The organism is Rubrivivax sp. A210, assembly GCF_904426505.1.
Taxonomy (GTDB): Bacteria; Pseudomonadota; Gammaproteobacteria; order Burkholderiales; family Burkholderiaceae_C; genus Rubrivivax.
In genome coordinates this window covers 468,951-490,750 of record NZ_CAJGBN010000012.1, presented here as the reverse complement: position 1 = coordinate 490,750, position 21,800 = coordinate 468,951, and the positions used below count along the sequence as shown (strand labels likewise).

At 69.9% G+C, this 21,800-nt stretch carries 22 protein-coding genes and 2 tRNA genes; 17 read left to right on the top strand and 7 right to left on the bottom strand.

Annotation, left to right across the window (positions count from 1 at the left end; all coding sequences use genetic code 11):
- Positions 1–2 precede the first annotated feature (2 nt).
- Entirely contained in the window at positions 3–455 is a 453-nt protein-coding gene (locus JMV16_RS10965; protein ID WP_201494268.1) for a hypothetical protein, read from the bottom strand.
- A 125-nt stretch (positions 456–580) separates the two neighbouring features.
- Between JMV16_RS10965 and JMV16_RS10960 the strand changes: the two genes are divergently transcribed.
- The 5 genes from JMV16_RS10960 (at position 581) to htpX (ending at position 5,307) form a co-directional block, all read left to right on the top strand.
- Entirely contained in the window at positions 581–1,495 is a 915-nt protein-coding gene (locus JMV16_RS10960; protein ID WP_201494267.1) for a LysR substrate-binding domain-containing protein, read from the top strand.
- A gap of 32 nt (positions 1,496–1,527) precedes the next feature.
- On the top strand, positions 1,528–2,262 hold the full coding sequence (locus tag JMV16_RS10955; RefSeq protein WP_201494266.1) for an amino acid ABC transporter ATP-binding protein: 735 nt from the start codon (positions 1,528–1,530) through the stop codon (positions 2,260–2,262).
- A gap of 35 nt (positions 2,263–2,297) precedes the next feature.
- Positions 2,298–3,341: a dihydroorotase gene (pyrC, locus tag JMV16_RS10950; protein WP_201494265.1), complete on the top strand. Its 1,044-nt coding sequence runs from the start codon at positions 2,298–2,300 to the stop codon at positions 3,339–3,341.
- On the top strand, positions 3,338–4,297 hold the full coding sequence (locus JMV16_RS10945; protein WP_201494264.1) for an NYN domain-containing protein: 960 nt from the start codon (positions 3,338–3,340) through the stop codon (positions 4,295–4,297). Before pyrC ends, JMV16_RS10945 begins: the two co-directional genes overlap by 4 nt.
- Positions 4,298–4,431: 134 nt before the next feature.
- Positions 4,432–5,307 (top strand): protease HtpX, encoded by an 876-nt coding sequence (gene htpX / locus JMV16_RS10940; RefSeq protein ID WP_201494263.1) that lies wholly within the window; start codon positions 4,432–4,434, stop codon positions 5,305–5,307.
- A gap of 58 nt (positions 5,308–5,365) precedes the next feature.
- On the opposite strand, the gene JMV16_RS10935 is transcribed toward htpX, so the two are convergent.
- Both JMV16_RS10935 and msbA read right to left on the bottom strand, forming a co-directional pair.
- Positions 5,366–5,968: a peroxidase-related enzyme gene (locus tag JMV16_RS10935; RefSeq protein ID WP_201494262.1), complete on the bottom strand. Its 603-nt coding sequence runs from the start codon at positions 5,966–5,968 to the stop codon at positions 5,366–5,368.
- A gap of 22 nt (positions 5,969–5,990) precedes the next feature.
- Positions 5,991–7,715 carry a lipid A export permease/ATP-binding protein MsbA gene (gene msbA / locus JMV16_RS10930; protein ID WP_201494261.1) on the bottom strand — a complete coding sequence of 575 codons (1,725 nt, stop codon included), beginning with the start codon at positions 7,713–7,715 and terminating at the stop codon, positions 5,991–5,993.
- Between the two features lie 143 nt (positions 7,716–7,858).
- Here msbA and tolB point away from each other — a divergent pair, with 143 nt between their 5' ends.
- The 9 genes from tolB to JMV16_RS10885 all read left to right on the top strand — a co-directional run bounded on the left by tolB (position 7,859) and on the right by JMV16_RS10885 (position 14,088).
- The gene (gene tolB, locus JMV16_RS10925; protein ID WP_236580457.1) at positions 7,859–9,136 is read left to right on the top strand and encodes a Tol-Pal system beta propeller repeat protein TolB; all 1,278 of its coding nucleotides are present in this window, start codon (positions 7,859–7,861) and stop codon (positions 9,134–9,136) included.
- A 53-nt stretch (positions 9,137–9,189) separates the two neighbouring features.
- The gene (pal, locus tag JMV16_RS10920; protein WP_201494259.1) at positions 9,190–9,768 is read left to right on the top strand and encodes a peptidoglycan-associated lipoprotein Pal; all 579 of its coding nucleotides are present in this window, start codon (positions 9,190–9,192) and stop codon (positions 9,766–9,768) included.
- A gap of 1 nt (position 9,769) precedes the next feature.
- A complete protein-coding gene (gene ybgF / locus JMV16_RS10915) occupies positions 9,770–10,576 on the top strand; it encodes a tol-pal system protein YbgF (RefSeq protein WP_201494258.1) in 807 nt (268 codons plus the stop codon).
- Positions 10,577–10,589: 13 nt separating this feature from the next.
- A complete protein-coding gene (locus tag JMV16_RS10910) occupies positions 10,590–11,705 on the top strand; it encodes a YeeE/YedE family protein (RefSeq protein WP_201494257.1) in 1,116 nt (371 codons plus the stop codon).
- A complete protein-coding gene (locus JMV16_RS10905) occupies positions 11,702–12,502 on the top strand; it encodes a ThiF family adenylyltransferase (RefSeq protein ID WP_201494256.1) in 801 nt (266 codons plus the stop codon). The genes JMV16_RS10910 and JMV16_RS10905 overlap by 4 nt, the downstream gene beginning before the upstream one ends.
- Positions 12,503–12,514: 12 nt before the next feature.
- A tRNA-Lys gene (locus JMV16_RS10900) sits at positions 12,515–12,590 on the top strand.
- A gap of 21 nt (positions 12,591–12,611) precedes the next feature.
- Positions 12,612–12,687, top strand: a tRNA-Lys gene (locus JMV16_RS10895).
- A 52-nt stretch (positions 12,688–12,739) separates the two neighbouring features.
- Positions 12,740–13,267, top strand: coding sequence for a hypothetical protein (locus JMV16_RS10890; protein ID WP_201494255.1), 528 nt, complete (start codon positions 12,740–12,742; stop codon positions 13,265–13,267).
- A complete protein-coding gene (locus tag JMV16_RS10885) occupies positions 13,264–14,088 on the top strand; it encodes an HDOD domain-containing protein (RefSeq protein WP_201494254.1) in 825 nt (274 codons plus the stop codon). The genes JMV16_RS10890 and JMV16_RS10885 overlap by 4 nt, the downstream gene beginning before the upstream one ends.
- Positions 14,089–14,126: 38 nt before the next feature.
- Here JMV16_RS10885 and JMV16_RS10880 read toward each other — a convergent pair whose 3' ends face one another.
- Complete coding sequence (locus JMV16_RS10880; protein WP_201494253.1) at positions 14,127–14,678, bottom strand: ferritin-like domain-containing protein; 552 nt, start codon at positions 14,676–14,678, stop codon at positions 14,127–14,129.
- 268 nt (positions 14,679–14,946) lie between these two features.
- On the opposite strand from JMV16_RS10880, the gene JMV16_RS10875 reads away from it, so the two are divergent.
- Both JMV16_RS10875 and JMV16_RS10870 read left to right on the top strand, forming a co-directional pair.
- Positions 14,947–15,909 (top strand): NYN domain-containing protein, encoded by a 963-nt coding sequence (locus JMV16_RS10875; RefSeq protein WP_201494252.1) that lies wholly within the window; start codon positions 14,947–14,949, stop codon positions 15,907–15,909.
- Between the two features lie 143 nt (positions 15,910–16,052).
- Positions 16,053–19,247, top strand: a complete 3,195-nt coding sequence (locus JMV16_RS10870; RefSeq protein WP_201494251.1) for a protein kinase domain-containing protein — start codon at positions 16,053–16,055, stop codon at positions 19,245–19,247.
- 49 nt (positions 19,248–19,296) lie between these two features.
- Here JMV16_RS10870 and JMV16_RS10865 read toward each other — a convergent pair whose 3' ends face one another.
- Positions 19,297–19,974, bottom strand: coding sequence for a hypothetical protein (locus JMV16_RS10865; protein ID WP_201494250.1), 678 nt, complete (start codon positions 19,972–19,974; stop codon positions 19,297–19,299).
- A 162-nt stretch (positions 19,975–20,136) separates the two neighbouring features.
- Complete coding sequence (locus JMV16_RS10860; protein ID WP_201494249.1) at positions 20,137–20,379, bottom strand: hypothetical protein; 243 nt, start codon at positions 20,377–20,379, stop codon at positions 20,137–20,139.
- A gap of 135 nt (positions 20,380–20,514) precedes the next feature.
- Between JMV16_RS10860 and JMV16_RS10855 the strand changes: the two genes are divergently transcribed.
- Complete coding sequence (locus tag JMV16_RS10855; RefSeq protein ID WP_201494248.1) at positions 20,515–21,237, top strand: riboflavin synthase subunit alpha; 723 nt, start codon at positions 20,515–20,517, stop codon at positions 21,235–21,237.
- Positions 21,238–21,324: 87 nt separating this feature from the next.
- Here JMV16_RS10855 and JMV16_RS10850 read toward each other — a convergent pair whose 3' ends face one another.
- Positions 21,325–21,672, bottom strand: coding sequence for a hypothetical protein (locus tag JMV16_RS10850; protein WP_201494247.1), 348 nt, complete (start codon positions 21,670–21,672; stop codon positions 21,325–21,327).
- Positions 21,673–21,800 lie beyond the last annotated feature (128 nt).

Here is a 21,800-nt window from a genome sequence, read left to right as displayed (position 1 = left end):
GCTCAGAGCGCCCGCGTCTGCAGCTCGCGGTGCCAGGCGTCTTCCAGCACCAGGAAGAAGGCCTGCTTGCTGTCGGTGCGCGCGAACTCGGTGCCGTAGTCGCGCGTGCGCGCCGTCACCCGCTGGCCGGCGGCCAGGCCGCCCTGGGCCACGGTTTCGCGCGGCACGTAGAGGTAGAACTCGTCGCCGCCGGCGGCGGCCTGCAAGTGAAGGCGCACCTGGCCGGGGCGGGCTGAGGCATCGGCCATCTCGACGATGCGGTAGTCGCCGGCGGCGACCTTGTCGTCCTTGGACGAGCTGTTGCTGGACTTCTCGACCGAGGTCGACGAGCTGCCGACCGAGGCCGATGCGCCCTCGGACGAGGCCGACGAGGCCGAGCTGCCGGCGCTGGCCGGCAGGGTGGCCGCGGCCAGCAGCAACGCGACGGCGACGAGGCGGGATGAGGCGTGGATCATGGGATTCTCCCGATGGCGTGAAGGGGTTGCGGCCATGCTAGCGCGCAATACCGCCGCCTGGGCCGGCCACGGGCCTGTCTATGGCAACTGCGCCACGCCTCTTGCCCGCCGATACACTCCGCGCCGTGGAAACCAAGTGGCTCGAAGACTTCGTGAGCCTTGCCGAGACGCGCAGCTTCTCGCGCTCGGCCCAGATGCGCCATGTCACGCAGCCGGCCTTCTCGCGCCGCATCCAGGCGCTCGAGGCCTGGGCCGGCATCGATCTCGTCGACCGCTCGTCCTACCCGACCCGGCTCACGCCGGCCGGCGAGACCCTGCACGCCCAGGCGCTGGAAATGCTCGAAGCGCTGCAGGCCACGCGCAACATGATGCGCAGCCACCAGCAGGCGGGGCAGGACATGATCGAGTTCGCCGTGCCGCACACGCTGGCCTTCACCTTCTTCCCGCACTGGCTGATGGACCTGCGTCCCAGCTTCGGCGCCGTCAAGACGCGGCTCACGGCGCTCAACGTCCACGATGCCGTGCTGCGCCTTACCGAGGGCGGCTGCGACCTGCTCATCGCCTACCACCATGCCTCGGCGCCGCTGCAGCTGAGCCCCGAGCGCTACGAGATGCTGAGCCTGTCGAGCGAGACGCTCTCGCCCTATGCCAAGGCCGGGCCCGAGGGCGAGCCGCTGTTCGCGCTGCCGGGGCGGCCGGGCGTGCGCGTGCCCTTCCTGAGCTATGCCTCGGGCGCCTACATGGGGCGCCTGGTCGAGGTCATCCTCAAGCAGGCCGGCGAGCCGCTGCAGCTGGACGCCATCTACGAGACCGACATGGCCGAGGGCCTGAAGGCGATGGCGCTCGAAGGCCACGGCCTGGCCTTCCTGCCGCAGAGTTCGGTGCGCAAGGAATTGAAGGCTCGCCGCCTCGTACACGCGGCGCCGGCCGGCGAACTGGAGCTGACGATGGAGGTGCGCATCTACCGCGAACGCCCCGAGTCGGCCCGCCATGTCAAGCCCGGCGTGCAGGCGCTGTGGGACTTTCTGGGCCGCCAATAGCGCGCGCCTCCAACCCAACGGACCGTCCCCAAATGATCGAGATCCGCAACGTCAGCAAGTGGTATGGCAGCTTCCAGGTGCTCACCGACTGCAGCACCACCATCCACAAGGGCGAGGTGGTAGTGGTCTGCGGGCCCTCGGGCTCGGGCAAGAGCACGCTGATCAAGACCGTCAACGCGCTCGAGCCCATCCAGCAGGGCGACATCACGGTCGACGGCATCAGCATCGCCGACCCCCGCACCGACCTGCCGCGCCTGCGCAGCCGCGTCGGCATGGTGTTCCAGCACTTCGAGCTGTTTCCCCATCTCTGCGTCACCGACAACCTGACGCTGGCCCAGATCAAGGTGCTGGGCCGCAGCAAGGACGAGGCGGTGGCGCGCGGGCTCAAGATGCTCGAGCGCGTGGGCCTCACGGCACACAAGGACAAGTTCCCGGGCCAGCTCTCGGGCGGCCAGCAGCAGCGCGTGGCCATTGCACGCGCGCTCAGCATGGACCCGGTGGTGATGCTCTTCGACGAGCCGACCTCGGCGCTCGACCCCGAGATGGTGGGCGAGGTGCTCGACGTGATGGTGCAGCTGGCCCAGGAGGGCATGACCATGATGGTCGTCACCCACGAGATGGGCTTCGCCAAGAAGGTGAGCCACCGCGTCGTCTTCATGGACCACGGCCGCATCGTCGAGGACTGCCCGCGCGACGCCTTCTTCGGCCACACCGAGCAGCGTTCGCCGCGCGCCCAGGAGTTCCTGTCCAAGATCCTCCAGCACTGAATGCAGCGGCAGGGGCGGATGCGAGAATCGTCCGCATGAGCCTTTCGCCCATCCAGATCCTGACGCTGCGGCGTCCCGACGACTGGCATCTGCATCTGCGCGACGGCGCCGCGCTGGCGGCGGTGCTGCCCGCCACGGCGCGCCAGTTCGGCCGCGCCATCGTGATGCCGAACCTGCGCCCGCCGGTCACCACCGCGGCGGCGGCGGCGGCCTACCGCGAGCGCATCCTGGCGGCCAGGCCGGCGGGCTCGGATTTCGAGCCGCTGATGACGCTCTACCTCACCGACAACCTGCAGCCCGACGAGATCCGGCGTGCGCGCGAGGCCGGCGTGGTGGCGCTCAAGCTCTACCCGGCCGGCGCCACCACCAACAGCGATGCCGGCGTCAGCGACATCCGCAAGACCCATGCGACGTTGGAAGCCATGCAGCGCGAAGGCCTGCCGCTGCTGGTACACGGCGAGGTGACCGACCCCGAGGTCGACATCTTCGACCGCGAGGCCGTCTTCATTGATCGCGTGATGCAGCCGCTGCGGCGCGACTTTCCGGCGCTGAAGGTGGTGTTCGAGCACATCACCACGCAGGAAGCGGCCGACTACGTGGACAGCGCCGGGCCGCTGACCGCGGCCACGATCACCGCCCACCACCTGCTCTACAACCGCAACGCCCTCTTCATCGGTGGGCTCAGGCCGCACTACTACTGCCTGCCGGTGCTCAAGAAGGAGCGCCACCGCCTGGCGCTGGTGAAGGCCGCCACCTCGGGCAGCGCGAAGTTCTTCCTCGGCACCGACAGCGCGCCGCATGCCGCCGCGCTGAAGGAGCAAAGCGTCTGCGGCGCCGGCTGCTACACCGCGCCGGCGGCGCTCGAGCTCTATGCCGAGGCCTTCGAGGCCGCCGGCGCGCTGGCCAGGCTGGAAGGCTTCGCCAGCCTGCACGGCCCGGCCTTCTACGGCCTGCCGCCCAACGCCGGCACGCTGACGCTCAGGCGCGAGCCCTGGACCCTGCCCGAAGCGCTGCCCTTCGGCGACGCGCTCATCAAGCCGCTGCGCGCCGGCGAAACCCTGAACTGGAAAATGCCATGAGCACCGACCGCGTGATGTTGCTGATCGATGCCGACAACGTGTCGGTGGACGTGATGGAGCAGGCGGTGCGCCTGCTGCTCAACCAGCACGGCGGCCTGCATGTGCGGCGCGCCTATTGCACCGCCGAGAGCGCGGTGGCCAACCAGGGCGCCTTCAAGCGCCTGGGCATCAAGCCTATGGTCAACCTGGCGGCGGGCAAGAACAGCACCGACATCGCCCTGGCCGTCGACGCCATCGATCTGGTGCTCGCCGAGCGGCCCGACGTGGTGGTGATCGCCTCCTCCGACAGCGATTTCGCGCCCCTGGTGCAGCGCCTGCGCGAGAAGGGCTGCGTCGTGCGCGGCATCGGCCAGCAGGGCAAGACCGGCGACGAGACGCAGGAGGTCTACGACGACTTCACGGTGCTCGAACACCGCAAATCCACCGCCGCACCCAGCGAAGCGAAGTCGCCACCGCGCAAGCGCGCCACGCGCAGCACGGGCAAGACCGCAACTGCCAAGACCGCCACCGCCAAGGCACCGGCGGCGAAGAAGGCGCCCGCGGCCAAAAAGGCGGCGGCCAAGACCGCCGCGACCAAGACGCCGCGCAAGACCGCGGCGCGCAAGTCGGCCGCGGCAGCGCCCGTGGCCGTGTCTGCCGAAGCGCCGGTCCAGGCCATCACGGCGGAGACGCCAACGCCGCCGCCAGTGGTGCCCGCTCCCGCAACGCCCGCCCGGTCTGCCGCGCCCGCCACCCGTGGCCTCGGCCGCGCCGGCCCCACGCTGGCCGAGGTGCTGGACTGCCTGCCCGAACTGGCCGCCGGCCAGGGCCTGGCGCTCAATGTCGCGGTGCAGCGCCTGCGCGAGGCGCGCCTGCTCGGCCGCAACACGCCGTCGACGCGGCTCTTCGGCCAGCTGGCCGAGCACTTCGAACTGGTGCCGGCCGACAACCCGGCCCAGGTGCGTCTGCGTCGATAGCCCGCGCCTTGGCGGCGGCGGGCCACCGCCCGAGAGCCCCCACGCCGGGACGGGCCTGCTTGAAATGCGGGGCCGCGGCCTAACATGACGCGCTGTCCCGAACCTCCGCGGCCCGCCGGCCGCCCAAGCACGCCATGAAACGCATCCTGCTGTTCCTCGTCACCAACATCGCCGTCATGCTGGTGCTGGGCATCGCTGCCAGCCTGCTGGGCGTGAACCGCTACCTCACGGCCAACGGGCTCAACCTGGGCCTGCTGCTGGGCTTTGCCGCCCTCATGGGTTTCGGCGGCGCCCTCATCTCGCTGCTGATGAGCAAGCCCATGGCCAAGTGGAGCACGGGCGCCCAGGTCATCAACGGCTCGTCCGACCCCACCCATCGCTGGATCGTCGCCACCGTCGAGCGCTTCGCGCAGAAGTCGGGCGTCGCCACGCCCGAGGTCGCCCTCTACGACGGTGAGCCGAATGCCTTCGCCACCGGCGCCTTCCGCAACTCGGCCCTGGTGGCGGTGTCCACCGGCCTGCTGCACAGCATGCAGCGCGACGAGGTCGAGGCCGTGATCGCGCACGAGGTGGCCCACGTCGCCAATGGCGACATGGTGACGATGACGCTGATCCAGGGCGTGATGAACACCTTCGTGGTCTTTCTCTCGCGCGTGATCGGCTACTTCGTCGACAAGGTGGTGCTGCGCAATGACCGCGAAGGCCCCGGCATCGGCTACATGATCACCACCATCGTGCTCGACATCGTGCTCGGCGTGCTGGCCGCCGTGGTGGTGGCCGCCTTCTCGCGCCACCGCGAATACCGCGCCGACGCCGGCGCCGCCGCGCTGATGGGCCGCAAGCAGCCGATGATCAATGCCCTGGCCCGCCTGGGCGGCATAGCGCCGGGCGAACTGCCGCAGAGCGTGGCGGCCATGGGCATCAGCGGCAAGCCCAGCGGCCTGATGGCGCTGTTCAGCAGCCACCCGCCCATCGAAGACCGCATTCGCGCGCTGCAGCAGGCGCAGTAAACCCGCACAGCCGGCCCCCGGCCGGCTGTGCCGCCAGGCCGCGCCCGGTGTTGCGTCGTCAGGCCGTGGCCGGCCTGGGCGGCCGAGGCACGCGGCCCATCAGGAAGAACTCGTCGTTGGGCCGCATGCCCATCACATTGGCCATGCGGTTGGACAGGCCGAAGAAGGCGGTGATGGCGGCGATGTCCCAGGCGTCCTCGTCGCTGAAGCCATGGCCGCGCAGCGCGGCGAAATCGGCCTCCTCGACCTCGTGCGACGCGGTGCAGACCTTCATCGCGAAGTCGAGCATGGCGCGCTGGCGCGGCGTGATGTCGGCCTTGCGGTGGTTGATCGCCACCTGGTCGGCGAGCAGGGGCTTCTTCTCGTAGACGCGCAGGATGGCACCGTGCGCCACCACGCAATAGAGGCAGTGGTTGGCGCCCGAGGTGGCGACGACGATCATCTCGCGCTCGCCCTTGCTGAGCGAGCCGCCTTCCTTGAGCAGCAGCGCGTCGTGGTAGGCCATGAAGGCGCGCCACTCGGCCGGCCGGTGGGCCAGCGTGAGAAAGACATTGGGCACGAAGCCGGCCTTGTCCTGCACCTCGAGGATGCGTGCGCGCAGGTCGTCGGGCAGGTCCTTCAGCTCGGGCACCGGGAATCGTGAAAGGGCGGGGGGGCTCATGCTCGCATCTCCTTGCTACTTTTCATGATCTGAACTGCATTGCGTGCAGCCGTGCATAAAGCCCGCCGGCGGCCAGCAGTTCGGCGTGGCTGCCCTGCTCGACCAGGCGCCCGCCTTCGAGCGCAAGCACGCGGTCGGCGTGTTCGATGGTTGACAGGCGGTGGGCGATGACCAGGGTCGTGCGGCCCTGCATCAGGCGGTCCAGCGCCTCCTGCACCGCGCGCTCCGATTCGCTGTCCAGCGCCGAAGTGGCCTCGTCGAGGATGAGCACCGGCGCGTCCTTGGCCACTGCGCGTGCGATCGCCAGGCGCTGGCGCTGGCCGCCCGAGAGCTGGCTGCCGTTGTGGCCTATGGGCGTGTCCAGGCCCTGGGGCAGGGCGTCGACGAAGGCCAGCAGATTGGCCGCCGCCAGCGCCTGCCGCACCTGCTCAAGCGGCATCGCGGCGCCCAGGGTGACATTGGCCGCCACCGTGTCGTTGAACAGCACCACGTCCTGGCTCACGAGGGCGAACTGGCGCCGCAGCGCGCGCACGTCCCAGTCGGCCAGGGCCACGCCATCCAGCGTGATGCGGCCGGCCGTGGGCTCGATGAAGCGCGGCAGCAGGTTCACCAGCGTCGTCTTGCCGGCGCCCGAGGGCCCGACCAGGGCCACCGTCTCGCCGGCGCGCACCTGCAGCGACAGCGCTTCCACCGCGGCGGCGCCGTCGTCGCGGTAGCGCAGGCTCACCGCCTCATAGCCGATCTCGCCGCGGGCGCGGCCGGGGTCGTGGCCGCCGGCCAGCTCCGTCGGGCTCTTGTCGATCAGGTCGAGGCCGCGCTCCACCGCGGCCAGGCCGCGCGTCAGCGGCGCCATCACGTCCGACAGGTGCTTGGCCGGCGCCACCAGCTGCAGCATGGCGGTGACGAAGGCCGTGAATTCGCCCACCGAGCTGCCGCCGTTGCGGCTTTGCCAGAGCGCGATGACGATGACCACCGAAATCGCGCAGGCCGCCAGCAACTGCGTCACTGGTGTCATCGTGCCGCCGGCGACGACGGCCTTGATCACCAGGCGCCGCACGCGGTCGGCGCGCTCAAAGAAGCGCGCCACCTGGTGGGCCTGGGCGCCGTGCAGGCGCACGATGCGCCAGGCCAGCATGTTCTCTTCCACCACATAGGCCAGGCTGTCGGTGGCGACCTGGCCTTCCACCGTCAGCCGGTGCAGGCGGCGGCCCAGCGCCCGCATCACCAGCGCCACGGCGGGGAAGAGCAGGCCCACGATCAGCGTCAGCTGCCAATTCAGCGTCAGCAGATAGGCCAGCAGCGCCACCAGCATCAACGAATCGCGCACCAGGGTCAGCAGGGTCGTGGCCAGGGTCGAGACACCGCCCTGTGCCTCGTAGACCAGGGTGTTGGTCATGCCGCTGGCGGTGTTCTGCGTGAACAGTGCCGGCGCGGCGGCGAGCAGGCGGGCGAACATGTGCTCGCGCAGCCTGAGCACGGCGCGGTTGGCCGCCCATGAGAGGCCGAACTGGGCCACGAAGCCCGCGACGCTGCGCACCGTGAAGAGGCCGATGATGACCACCGGCACCAGCCACAGCGGCAGGCCGCCGCCGGCGAAGCCGCGGTCGAGCAACTGGCCCAGCAGGGCCGGAATCATGGGCTCGGTGGCCGCGGTGACGATGGCGCCCAGCAATGCCGCCAGCAGGCCCAGGCGGCTGTGGCGGATGTAGGGCAGGAGGCGCGCCAGGCGCTGCAGCAGAGTGGGCATGGGATGGCGGTTGCGCGGGCGCCGGGTTGGGCCGCTGGCCGGCGGCGATTATCGGCGCCGGCAGGCCCCTTCCAAGCGCTGCCTACAATCCGCCGCTGCGAACCCCGAACATGCCCGACCCGATACGACCGACTCCCCACGCCATGCACCGGCCCCGGCGCGCCCTGCTGGCGGCCTTGGGCGCATGGGGCACTGGCGCGGCCTGGCCCGCTCTGGCGCAGTTTCGCGTCGAGATCTCGGGCGTCGGCGCGACCCAGGTGCCCATCGCCATCGCCGCCTTCCGCGACGAGGCCAAGTACCCCGTGCCCATCGCTGCGCTGGTGCGCGCCGACCTTGAGCGCAGCGGCCTGTTCCGCAACCTGGCGGCCGACGAGGCCCTGGACGAACGCAGCAATGTCGACCTGACGCAGTGGCGCGGCCGCGGCGCCGACGCCCTCGTGGCCGGTTCTCTGGCGCGCCTGGCCGATGGCCGATTCGATGTGCGCTACAAGCTCTGGGACGCGGTGCGCAACACCCAACTGCTGGGCCAGAGCAAGGTCGTGCTGGCCGCCGACCTGCGCCTCGCGGCGCACCGCGTGGCCGACGAGATCCACGAGAAGCTCACCGGCGAGCGCGGCGTCTACGCCACCCGCATCGCCTTCGTCGTGCGCAGCGGGCGCCGCTACGAATTGCGCGTCACCGATGCCGACGGCGAAGGCGGCCAGATCGCGCTGACCAGCCCCGAGCCGGTCATCTCGCCGGCCTGGGCGCCCGATGGCAAGCGGCTGGCCTACGTTTCCTTCGAGATGCAGAAGGCGGTGGTCTGGGTGCAGGACCTGGGCACTGGCGAGCGCCGCGTGCTGGCCAATTTCCGCGGCTCCAACAGCGCGCCGGCCTGGTCGCCCGACGGCCGCCAGCTCGCGGTGACGCTGTCGCAGGACGGCCTGGCCCAGCTCTACACGATCTCGGCAGGCGGCGGCGCGCCCACGCGCCTGACCAGCAGCAGCGGCATCGACACCGAGCCGGTGTATGCGCCCGACGGGCGCTGGATTTTCTTCGTCAGCGACCGGGGCGGCGGCCCCCAGGTCTATCGCCTGCCCGCCGGTGGCGGTGCGGTCGAGCGCGTGACTTTCGTCGGCGACTACAACATCAGCCCCGCCGTCAGCCCCGACGGCAAGCAGCTGGCCTTCATCACGCGCCAGAACCAGGCCTTCAGGCTGATGATCCAGGATCTCGACAGCGGAACCTTGACCCCGCTGACCGATACCAACGATGACGAAAGCCCCAGTTTTGCACCCAACGGCCGGTTGCTCGTCTATGCAACCCGCCTGCAAGGTGCCGATGTGTTGATGACCACCACGCTTGATGGCAAGATCAAGACGCGTCTGCTCACCAGCGGCGCCGACATGCGCGAGCCTGCGTGGGGCCCGTTCGGCCGCTGAAGCGGCCATTCCCGACGATGGCCCTGCCGTCGCCATACCTAGAAGGAGATAGCATGAGTTTGCAGATCCGAGCTTCCGTCGTCGCCGCCGCTGCGCTGGCCCTGCTGGCCGGTTGTGAAAGCACTCCGGTGGCCAAGGCGCCCGCCGCCGCGGCGCCGGTCGAGTCACGCAGCGTCGCTGATGCGCCGAAGCCCGTGACTCCGTCGGCCAATGCGGGCGGTGTCGGCCAGTCGCAGGTCTCCTCGGTCGATCTCACCAAGAACTCCACCGCGGCGCAGAAGCCGCCTGCCGTCGGCGCCGCGCCGAGCGAGCGCGTGGTCTTCTTCGATTTCGACAGCTATGCCATCAAGGACAGCTACAAGAACATGATCGAAGGCCACGCCAAGGTGCTGGCGGCCAGCCGTGCCAAGCGCATGGTGATCGAGGGCCATGCCGACGAGCGTGGTGGCCGCGAATACAACCTGGCCCTGGGCCAGAAGCGGGCCGTCGCGGTGGTGAAGTCGCTCGAGCTGCTGGGCGCCACCGGCCCGCAACTCGAGGCCGTGAGCTTCGGCGAAGAGCGTCCGCTCGAGCAAGGCCACGACGAGAACGCCTGGTCGCGCAACCGCCGCGCTGAGCTGAAGGACCGCTGAGATGCGGCTGGCCATCGGGGGCGCGGCGCTGGCCCTCGCCGCGGCCCTGGGGCTGGCCCCGGGCGCGGCCCGTGCCGGCCTGTTCGACGACGAGGAGGCGCGCAAGGCCATCGTCGAACTCCGTGCCCGCGTAGCCGCGCTGGACGACCAGGCCAAGCTTCACGCCACCACCAGCGCCAGCGAACTGGCGGCGCTCAATACCCAGCTCACCGAGCAACTGGCGGGCCTGCGGCGCGGCTTGCTCGACCTCAACAATCAGCTTGAGGCCATGCGCGGCGAACTGGCCAGGCTGCGCGGCAATGATGAGCAACTGGCGCGCGACATCGCCGAGGCCCAGCGGCGCCAGAAAGACATCGCGCAGGCCTTCGACGAGCGCATGCGCAAGCTCGAGCCCATCAAGGTGGCCATCGACGGCACCGAGGTGATGGTTGACCAGAACGAGAAGAAGGCCTACGACGACGCCATTGCCGCCATCCGCACCGGCGATTTCGACAAGTCGGTCAACCTGCTCGGCACCTTTCAGCGGCGCTACCCGGCCGGCCCCTACAGCGATTCGGCGCGCTTCTGGTATGGCAATGCGCTCTACGGCAAGCGCGACTACAAGGAGGCGATCAACGCCTTCCGCAACTTCGTCACCGCCGCGCCCGAGCATCCGCGTGCGGCCGAGGCCCTGCTGGCGCTGGCCAACAGCCAGGCCGAGATGAAAGACCCCAAGGCCGCGCGCAAGACCATCGAGGAACTGATGAAGGCCTATCCGGCGTCCGAGGCGGCGCAGGCCGGCAAGGAACGGCTGGCCTCGATCAAGTAGGCCGCTGGGGCGCATGCAGGAGGCCGATCTCCCCGGGCTCGTGGCCCAGGTTCTGGGTGCGGGGTTCGCGCTTGGCGTGGCCTTCGGTGCGCTGGCCCAGCGCACCCATTTCTGCACCATGGGCGCGCTGGCCGATGTGGTTTACACCGGCGACTGGGCGCGCATGCGCATGTGGCTGCTGGCCGTGGCCGTGGCCATGCTGGGCTTCAATGCCATGGTGGCTGCCGGCTGGGTGCGCGCCGCCGATACCGTCTATGCCGGGCCACGCCTGCTGTGGCTGTCCCATGCCCTGGGCGGGCTGCTGTTCGGCTTCGGCATGGTGCTGGCGTCGGGTTGCGGCAGCAAGACGCTGGTGCGAATGGGCGGCGGCAGCCTGAAGGCGCTGGTCGTCTTCCTCGTGCTCGCCACGGCGACGGCGGCAACGCTGCGCGGCATCACCGCAGTGGCGCGCGTCGCCAGCGTCGACACGGTGGCGCTGACACTGGCCACGGGCCAGGATCTGCCCAGCCTGCTCGCCCCGGCCTTGGGTATGTCATCCAGATCACTGGCCCTGGCGCTGGGTGGCGGCCTCGGCCTTGGCCTCATGACCTGGGTGATGGCGCGTCCCGAAGGCCGGCGGCCCGAAGTGCTGCTCGGCGGCCTGGGCGTGGGTGCGCTGGTGTTGGGGCTCTGGTGGGTGTCGGGCCGCCTGGGCCATCTGGACGAGCACCCGCTGACGCTGGAGCCGGCCTTTCTGGCCAGCGTCTCCGGCCGCATGGAGTCCTTCAGCTTCGTCGCGCCCACCGCCTACACGCTGGAGTGGCTGACGATGTTCAGCGACAAGAGCCGCGTGCTCAACCTCGCCATCGTCACCACGCTGGGCGTGGTGCTCGGCTCCGCCGCCGTGGCGCTCGCCACCGGGCGCTTCCGCTGGGAGGGCTTTGCCGGCACCGAGGACTCGGCCAATCACCTGGCCGGTGCAGTGCTGATGGGCGTGGGCGGCGTCACCGCGATGGGCTGCACCGTAGGCCAGGGCATCAGCGGTGTCTCGACGCTGGCGCTGGGCAGTTTCATCGCCTTGGCTGCCATCCTGGCCGGTGGTGTGCTGGGGCTGCGCTACCTGGCCTGGCGCCTGGAGCGCCAGGCATGACGGCCGCCGCACCGCCAGACCTGGAGGTCGACGCAGAGCGCCGGTTCGGCGGCCTGCGCCGCCTCTATGGCGATGCTGGCTATGCGCGGCTGCGCGGTGCGCGCGTGGCGGTGGTGGGGCTGGGTGGCGTCGGCTCCTGGGCCGCGGAGGCGCTGGCGCGCAGCGGCGTCGCCGCCCTGGTGCTGATCGACCTCGATCATGTGGCCGAATCCAATATCAACCGCCAGGTCCAGGCCCTGGGCCGCACGCTCGGCCAGGCCAAGGCGATTGCGCTGGCCGAACGCATCGCCGACATCCACCCCGGGTGCCAGGTGTCGGCGGTAGAAGACTTCGTCGAACCCTCCAACTGGCCGGCCCTGCTGCGTCAGCCGGTGGACGTGCTCATCGACGCCTGCGACGCCACGCGCGCCAAGCTGGCGCTGGCGGCCTGGAGCCTGCACGGCCGCGTTCCCCTGGTGTGCGTGGGCGCTGCCGGCGGCAAGCGCATGGCCCAGCGCGTGGAGGTCGAGGATCTGGCCGGGGTCACGCACGATCCGCTGCTGGCCGGCCTGCGCCAGCGTCTGCGCCGCGACCACGGCGCGCCGCGCCAGGGCCGCATCGGCGTGCGCTGCGTCTTCTCGCGCGAAGCCGTGGCTGCGCCGGCCGATGGCTGCGTCATGGGCGACGGCTCGCTCAACTGCCACGGTTACGGCTCCAGCGTGGCCGTCACCGCCACCTTCGGCATGGTTGCCGCCGGCGAAGCGATCACACTTTTGCTGGCCTGTGACACAGAGGCGAATTTGCAGCATATAATGTGAGGCTCTACGGATGGGTCGTTAGCTCAGTCGGTAGAGCAGCGGACTTTTAATCCGTTGGTCGCGTGTTCGAGTCACGCACGACCCACCACGCGACGTTTGCAAAGTTTTCGGGCTCTTAGCTCAGTTGGTAGAGCAGCGGACTCTTAATCCGTTGGTCGGCAGTTCGAGCCTGCCAGGGCCTACCAGGTAGACGACGAAGGGATCTGACAGTGATGTCAGGTCCCTTTTGTCCTTCTGATGGGCATTGCGGCCGCGGGTCGCGCCGCCGCCGCGACCTCTTCCTTGCCGGATCGGTCGCACATCGGGCTTGCCGCATTCTCAGCCGGTCTGCCGCAGGCTATGCTGATCCGGACAAGCGTTTTTTTGGCCCTTCCCGGCCTGGAGCAGACCCGCATGCCGAGCCAGCCCGTCGACGATAACCAGGCATCCGCTGCACCGATGGTGCCCGCGGGCTACCGCTGGCTGCCGATGGTGGATGTACACCCCGGCATGGTGATCGCCCGCCCGGTGGTGGGGCAATCGGGCGTGCTGCAGACCATGTACCTGGCCACCGGGGCCGCCATCACCGAGGCCACGATCGAGCAGATGGTCGTCAAGGGCGTGGAGTGCGTGGCTGTGGGCGGCCCGCCGGACTGTGATGAGCCTGAAGACGACCTGGCAGCCACCCGTTTCGGCCGTCGGCTCGACCAGATCTTCGGCCCGTCGCCCAGCGGTTCATGCCTGGCCCTGCGGGACGCCCTGATCCTGGCGCGTCGCGTCCTATGAATGCGCCTGGCTCGGCGCACGACATCGAGGCTCTTGCCGCACGGCTGCCGGCGTTTCCCAGGGTCGTCCTGCGCCTGCTGGACCTTGTGCGTGACGAGCAGGCTTCGTTCGAGGTCATGGCGCGGCTGATCCGCAACGACCCGGTGCTGTCGGGCAACATCCTCGGGCTGGCCAACCACATCCGCCGCCTGCACGCCCAGGAAGACCTCACCGACCCCTTTCATGCGGCCTCGCTGATCGGCATCAACCATATGCGGCGCATCATCGTCAGCGTCGGCATGAACCGCTTCATTGGCGGCGGCAAGGGCAGCGAGTTCTTCTACCACCACTCGTTCGCGGTGGCTGTCACTTCCCAGGAACTGGCGCTGCTCTCCGACGTCTCGCCCGACGAAGCCTACGTGGCCGGCATCCTGCACGACGTCGGGCAACTGTGTTTTCACCTGCTGGACGAGCGGGCATTCCAGGAAGCCTACGAAAAGTCCATCGCGGACGGGCGCCTGCTTGAGCGGGAGGCTGAGATATTCGGGCTGGACCATTGCCAGATCGGCGAGCAACTGGCTGCCTACTGGAACCTGCCCGCTGACGTGCTGTCGGCAATACGCACGCACCACGACGATGCCTGCACCACCAGCCGGCTGCAGGCGGCCGTCTGCCTGGGCGAGACCCTGGCCCGGGCGCTGGACGTGCCGCCCTCGCCACGCAACCGCGTCATGCGGCTGAATTCCGACGCTGTCGAACTGCTGGGCTTGCGCTGGGACGCGCCCGAGATGCTCGACTGCTTCGGCCGCTGCCGCGCCCGCTACCGCCACGGCATGGCGTAGACCCGCCGGCTGGGTGGGCAGGTGGGCGCGCGCCCCAGCTACTCGAACCTGTCCTTGGCCAGCAGGCGCACGTCCGAATTCGGGTAGTCGTCTTCGTCGTCCTGGTCGACGCGGGCCTCGGGCGGCAGCTTGGCGATGATGGCCTCGATCATCTGTACGTGCTCTGCCTCTTCCTCGCGCAGTTCCTCGAACAGCGCCTTGATCTCGGGCTGGCTCACATGGCGCAGGGCCTGGTCATAGAAGGCGTAGGCCTTGCGCTCGGCCGACAGCGCCACCCAGTAGGCCTTGAGCGGCGACATGCCGCGCGTGGGTGCGCCGTAGTCGGGGGCCTCGACGTCGAAGATGTCGGTGATCCTGACCTGCGGGCGCTGGTCGCCGAAGAGCGCGATGCGGCGCTCGGCGATCTGCTCGCCGTGCTTGTTCTCGTTGAGGGCCATGGACTCGAAGACCGAGGCTGCGTCGCCGGCGGCGCTGCTGCCCAGCCTTTCGGCGAACTGCGTGTAGCGCTTGAACGCCTCGACCTCGATCAGCGTGGCGAGATCGAGCGCGTCCATGAGCGAGAGTTTCGAGAAATCGAGCTTGATAGACATGGCACCTCCGGCAACAGTACGGCCCCGTGCGAGGCCTTGGCACGGCCCCCACGAAGGCGTGGTGGAAGCTCGGTCGAGCTGCCGAGGCGAACCATAGGCCTCCCACCTCGCCCCCTGCCATGAGCTAGCTCAAGATTGCTGCAACGGCCGCCCGGCGCGGCGCATCGTCCGCTTTGCCGATGCGCCATGCCTGCCCCGCCCGGCGGCTGGCGGGCGGCCTGCCGTGCCTGTGCCAAGATGCAGCGCCCTCACTCACACAGGCTGGCCGATGGCGATCAGGGACGAATCACCCAAGGTCGGGGTCTACATCGACTTCGAGAACCTGCACGCGACCTTCGCCGATGCGCTGCATGGCGACGGCTCCTACCGCGACAACCGCATGGCGGTGCAGCCGATGTTCTTCGACATCGTGCCCATCCTCAACTACGCCGCCTCGCTGGGCGACGTGGTGATCTGCAAGGCCTATGCGAACTGGCAGTTCTTCGCCAACTACCGCCATGTGCTCAACGAAGGCGCGGTCGACCTGATCCAGCTCTTTCCGCGTGGCGCCAATATGCGCAACTCGGCCGACATCCGCCTCGCGGTGGACTGCCTGAGCGACGTACACGGGCACGACCACCTCTCGCACGTCGTCATCGTCTCCTGCGATTCGGACTTCATTCCGCTGGTGCAGAAGGTCAAGCAGGCCGGACGCTTTGTCTCGGGCGTCGGCGTCATCGGGCGCAGCAGCCGCTTCCTGGTCTCGGCCTGCAACGAGTACAAGTTCTACGAGAACCTGCTGCCGCAGATCGCCAAGCCCGAGCCGGCGGCCGTCGCGCTCCCGGCCGAAGCGGTGGATGCCAGCGCGGTGGCGCTGGCTGGCCCTGTCGCGGCGCTGGCGGCCGAGGAAGGCGAGGGCTCGTCGCTGCCGTCGCTGTCGGAACTGGAGCCGGTCGTGCTGGAGGTGCTGCGCCAACTGGCCGAGCGCGAGGGCAACTACATCTTCTGCGGCAAGGTCAAGCAGGGCATCAAGCGGCGTTTCCCCGCCTTCGACGAGCAGACCCTCGGCTTCTCGTCTTTCAAGCTCTTCCTGCAGCACTTCCCCGACCGGATCGTGTTCGTCGACCACCTCAGCGGGGGGCATGTGGCACTGGCCGAAGGCGGGATCGAGCCCGAAGCGCAGGCCGAGGCCGCGGCAGAGGCGCCTGCGACCGTGGGGGATGCAGCCGTCGCGCCAACTCCTGCCTCGTGAACACCCTGTTGCCACCCCCCGCACTGCACTAGAGTCACGGCTCGGTCCGCTGGGGGCCGGTTGGCAGGCCGCGGGCCGGAGGTTGCAAGGGTGAATTCGACAGCCGCAGTCCATCGCGACGGCGCTCTGCGGGGCCAGTACCGATGACGGTGGACGCCGGGACCACGGGTGGCGGCACAGCCGCGCCCAGCCACACGCTGGCGCCGGGCACGCGGCTGCGCGACTACCTGGTCGAAGGCGTGCTGGGCGAGGGCGGTTTCGGCATCGTCTACCTGGCCACCGACCCGGCGCTGAACCGCCGCGTCGCGATCAAGGAGTACCTGCCGTCGCAGATGGCCACGCGCGGTGGCGACGGCATCTCGGTGGTGGTCAAGAGCGGCGACCATGCCGCCACCTATGCCCAGGGTCTGCAGGGCTTTCTGGCCGAGGCGAGGCTGCTGGTGCGCTTCGAGCACCCGGCGCTGGTGAAAGTACACCAGTTCTGGGAAGAGCGCGGCACGGCCTACATGGTGATGCCCTACCACGAGGGCCCGACGCTGCGCCGCGTGCTCACCAAGCTTGGCCGCCTGCCCACCGAAGAGGAATTGCGCGCCTGGTTGATGCCGCTGCTCGATGCGCTCGAGGTGCTGCACGCCGACAACTGCTTCCACCGCGATATTGCGCCCGACAACATCGTCATCACCGCCGGCGGGCCGGTGCTGCTGGATTTCGGTGCTGCGCGGCGCGTCATCGGTGATCTCACCCACGCCCTCACCGCCGTGCTCAAGCCCGGCTTTGCGCCCATCGAGCAGTACGGAGAATCGCCCGACATGAAGCAGGGCCCGTGGACCGATGTCTTCGCCCTTTCCAGTGTGCTCTACGTGGCGGCCTCGGGCGTGCGGCCCACGCCCTCGGTCGAGCGCATCGTCGTCGACCGCCTCAAGCCGCTGTCCGAACTGGCGGGCGGGCGCCTGAGCGCGGGCTTCATCGCTGCCGTCGACCGCGGCCTGGCGGTGCTGCCGCAATACCGGCCGCAGTCGATAGCCGCTTTCCGCGCCATCCTGATGGGCGACATCCCGGCCCAGGCAGCCGTGCCCACCGGCCCGCGCATCCCGCGCCCGGCGGTGGCCGACATCCCCAACAACCTGCCGCGCCAGCGCACCAGCTTCGTCGGCCGCGAGGCCGAGCTGGCCGAGATCCAGGCCCTGCTCGACGCCTCGCCGCTGGTTACCGTGCTGGGCATGGGCGGCATGGGCAAGACGCGGCTGACGCTGCAGGCCGCCGCCCATCTGCTGCCGCGCTACCCCGATGGCGCCTGGTTCGTCGACCTCTCCGTGGTCACCGACCCGTCCCTGGTGGTGGGCGCGGCAGCGCGGGCGCTGGCCGTCTTCGACGAGCCCGGCCGGCCGCTGCTGGACACCGTCTGCGCCTGGCTCAAGTCGCGCCGCGTGCTGCTGGTGCTGGACAACTGCGAGCACGTCGCCGCCGCCGCCGGCGAGTTGGTGGACGCCATCCTCGACCGCGCGCCGCTGGCCCAGGTGCTGGCCTCCAGCCGCGAGCTGCTGGACGTGCCGGGCGAGCAGGCCTATCCGATACGGCCGCTGCCCCTGCCGCCGCGCGAGGCCGGCGCGCAGACGGTGCTGGATTCGCCGGCCGTGCGCATGTTCGCCGACCGCGCCCGTGCCCAGCAGCCGGATTTCGCCCTCGAGGCCCAGGAAACCTGGCTGCTGTTCGAGCTGGTGACCCGGCTCGAAGGCATACCGCTGGCCATCGAACTGGCGGCGGCACGGCTGCGCACGATGTCCATCGCCGAGATCGTCGACGGTCTCGATGACCGCTACGAGCTGCTGGCCGGTGGCAGCCGCCTGCTGCAGCGACGCCAGCAGACCATGCGCGCACTGGTCGACTGGTCCTACGACCTGCTCGACGCCGAGGAGCAGAGCGTCTTCGTGCGCCTGGCCGTGTTTGCCGGCGGCTTCGACGAGGACGCGGTGCGCGCCGTCTGCGCCGAGGGCGCGGTGCCGGCCGGCCGCATCGCGCCGCTGATGGTTTCGCTGGTGCAGAAATCGCTGGTCGTGCGCGAGGGCGAAGGCGCGGCACGCCGCTACCGCCTGCTCGACACGCTGCGCGACTATGCCCGCGAGAAGCTCGTCGAGTGCGGCGGCGTCGGTCCGACGGCGATGCGCCACTGCGCGCACTATTTCGAGCTGGCCAAGGCGGCGGCGCGCGGCATGCAGGGCGCCGAGCAGGGGCGCTGGGTGCTGCGCCTGGACGAGGAACTCGAGAACCTGCGCGCCGCCATCGCCGCCGCGCTGGCGGGCACGGCCGACGCCGTGCTGGCGGTCAAGCTGGCTGTGGCGCTCACCAGCTTCTGGATCCTGCGCGGCCACACCGGCGAGGGGCGCGAGCTGGTGCAGGCGGCGCTGGATCTGCCGGCGGTGCAGAAGTCCGGCCTGGCCAAGGCCTGGGCGCTCTACACCGGCGCCGCGCTGGCCGAGAGCCAGGGCGACCACGAGGCCGCCAGTCGCATGCTCGCCACCTGTCTGGCGCTGCGCCGCCAGCAGGGCAATCCGGTGGAGATCGCGGCCACGCTGTCGACGTTGTCGCTGGCCCGCCTGCAGGCCGGCGATGCCGAGGGCGCGTCCGACTGCGAGGCCGAGGCGCTCAATCTCTTCGCCTCGGTCGACGACCCGCGCGGCCAGGCCATTGGTTGGTTGCACCTGGGCCAGATCAGCGCCTGGGCGGGCGAGTCCGAATCGGCGCTCGACCACCTCGAGCGCGCGATGGGCTTTGCACGCGACATCGCCAACCGCGAGGTCGAGGCCGAGTGCGAACTCACCGCGGCCGACATCCACCTGCGCCAGGGCCAGCCCGAGCGCGCCCGCGCCGCCGCGCAGCGCTCGCTCCAGGTGTGCAAGGCGGCGGGTGACAGGCGCGGCGAGGCCAGCGCCACCTGGCGGCTGGGCCGCGTCGAGCTCGAATTGGGCCGCAGTGCGGCGGCACGGCCGCTGCTGCAGCAGGCCTTGCGCGAGTTCCAGGCCTTCGATACGCGGGCCCAGATGCTGGGCTGCATGGATGACCTGGCGCTGCTCGAACTGGCCGGGGGCGTCGCCACGGCCGGGCTTTCGCTGGCCACTGCGGCCGACCAGGCACGCGGGCGCCTCAAGCTGCGCCGATCTCCCTGGGACGAAGCCAACTGGCAAGCCCGGCTGCAACAGGGCCGAGCGCGCATGGCGCCGGCCGACGCCGAAGCCGCGGTGCGGGCCGGCCGTGAGTGGGAAACCGAGGACGCGGTGAACGCCGCGCTGGCCGAGGAATCCGATTTGCCGACCGTGATGGCCGGCGCTGCACGTCGCTGAAGCGACATCGGCGCCGTGCGCCGCCGATGCCTTGATCGCGGACTTGGGCTTAGAGCACCGCGCTGCGGCGGCGCAGTGCCAGCAGGCCCAGCAGGGCTGTTCCGGCCAGCCAGGGGGTGGCCGGCGCCGGGACGCTGTTGAGCGTGATCGCGAACTGCACCGGGAAGGTCGTCGCGTCGTTGGTTCCCGTCGGGTTGCAGGACGTTTGCGTCGTGCAGAGCGGGCTTCTGTAATGCAGTTGCGGGCCTCCGCTCAACGTGAACTGCAGCGCGAAAGCAGTGTTGGGGCCGATGGCGAACGGCGAAAGGTCGAACGTCGGATCCTCGGCAACCGGGTTCAGGAAAGGCGAAAGATTGGTCGCTATTGCCGACAAAGGGCCTCCGGGAGGGCTGATGGCGCTCACCGGCAATGTCCCGTCGGCAAAGGTCAGCGTCGCGATCGTCGTCCTGGCGGCATTCCGGATGTCGTAGAAGAAGACGCGAGCATTGCTGACCGTTGCGGCCGCACAGACGGCGAGGGGTTCCTCCTCTTCGTCGCGAGGCGCCGTACAGGCTCCGGGCACCGTGAAGGTGGCGCTGCCTCGCCAGCCCAGATTGGTGAAGGGTGCGCCAAAGGCGGGATCCCAGACGCCGGTATAAATGGCTGCCTGGGCCGGAGCGGCCGCCACGGCCGCCAGCAGCATCGTACTGCGCAGCCACGTCACCGCGTTTGAAATCATCTTTGCCACACCCACTCCCCCAACGCCGCCGCCCGTGGCTGCATGGGGCGCGAATCTAGGGCCCAGGCCTGACCCCAGATACCACCGGAATCGGGGGGGCGAGCGCAAGCCGAACGCGCTTCGTGAACGAATGCGCGGCAGCTGTCGGTGCGGGGCTCGGGGGTCTTTCGCTCAGACCCACTGTGTGTTGTTGGTGTGGCGGCGGCGCTGGCGGCGCTGGAACTGCAGCCTTTTCTGCTCGCGGGCGCGGTATTGCCGGCGCTGGCTCCAGACCAGGGCCGCCGTCGCGCACAGCACGAGGCCGCTGAATTTTGCGAATCCGCCCTGCAGGAAGAGCATTGCGCACAGGCCGGCGGCTGCATAAAGCAGGGGCAGGCGCTCGTAAAGCCAGTCGGGAATGTAGAAGTTCAGCACCACCATCTCCAGGTCCGATGGATCACGGACCACGATCTAGGGATGGTAGTTTTCTGATTTGCGGTGTGCGCGTCAGACCCCGCATTCGCAGGGCGCGCGGATTTCACGTTCGGCGCGGGCTGTTAAATTGCGGCCATGTTTACCGGCATCGTTCAAGGCATCGCGGTCGTCCAGGCCCTCGAAGACCGTCCCGGCCTGCGCAGCTTCAGGCTGGGCTTCGCGCCTGGCTTCTGCACCGGCCTGGCCATAGGCGCCAGCGTGGCGGTCGACGGGGTCTGCCTCACGGTCACCGCGCTGGCCGGTGCCGATGCGGCGGATTTCGACGTCATGCAGCAAAGCCTGGCGCTCACCACGCTGGGCGAGCTGGCCGCGGGCAGCCGCGTCAATGTCGAGCGCGCTGCGCGCGATGGCGCCGAGATCGGCGGCCACCCGCTGTCGGGCCATGTCGACTTCAAGGCCACCTTGGCCGAGGTGCGCCGGCCCGAGAACAACCAGGTGCTGCGCATTGCGGTGCCGGCACCCTGGATGCGCTACGTCTTCGCCAAAGGCTATATCGCCGTCAATGGCGCCAGCCTGACGGTGGCCGAGGCGGCGCGCGAGCCCGGGGGCGGCGGCTGGTTCGAGGTCTGGCTGATCCCCGAGACGCTGCGCGCCACCACCTTCGGCAGCAAGGCCGAGGGTGCGGCGCTCAATATCGAGATCGAGCGCAGCACCCAGGTCTTCGTCGACACCGTGCGCGACGCCATCGACGAGCGCCTGGGCCCGCTGCGGCCGGCGCTGGAGGCGCTGCTGCGCCAGCAGGGCCTCAGCCTGGACGAGATGGCGAGGCCGGCCATCGCACCGCCGCGCGGGGATTGAGCCTGGCCATGCGGCCGCCCCTGCGGACTGCCTCGTGCCTGGCGATGGCCCGGGCGTGTTTCGCACGCCAGGACTGAGCCGGACCGGCTACCTGGCCTTGCCCGCCGGCGTGCCGGTGGGCAGCGGTGTGCCCAGGTCGGCCGCTTCCAGGCGCTTGGCCGCGGGCAGGGCCGTGCCGGTGGGGGCAAAGCGGTCCGCGGCTGCTTCGGCGGGGGTCTTGCCCGCGGCTGAAGCGGCGGCGGCGGCGCTGGCAGCGGCAGCGGCGGCCTTGGGGCTGGTCTCGAAGATGGGGATGCCCTTGGAGCTGCCGTGGATGATGCCGCGCCGTGCCTCGTAGAGCGACGGGCCGGGTTCGGCCCGGGCCAGTCCCTGGGCGGCAAGCGCCAAGGTGGCAAGCGCCAGGGTGCCGAAGGGGGTGGCGAGAGCAGGTTTCATGCAGCGGGGCCGAGGCAGTCGGGCGATCAGGGAGAACCCGGATTATCCCCGCCGGCCTACGGCAACGCTCAGCGCTTGCGTGCGAGGCCTGCGCGAGGCCCGTGCCAGCCGTCGGGTTCCCTCGGGGA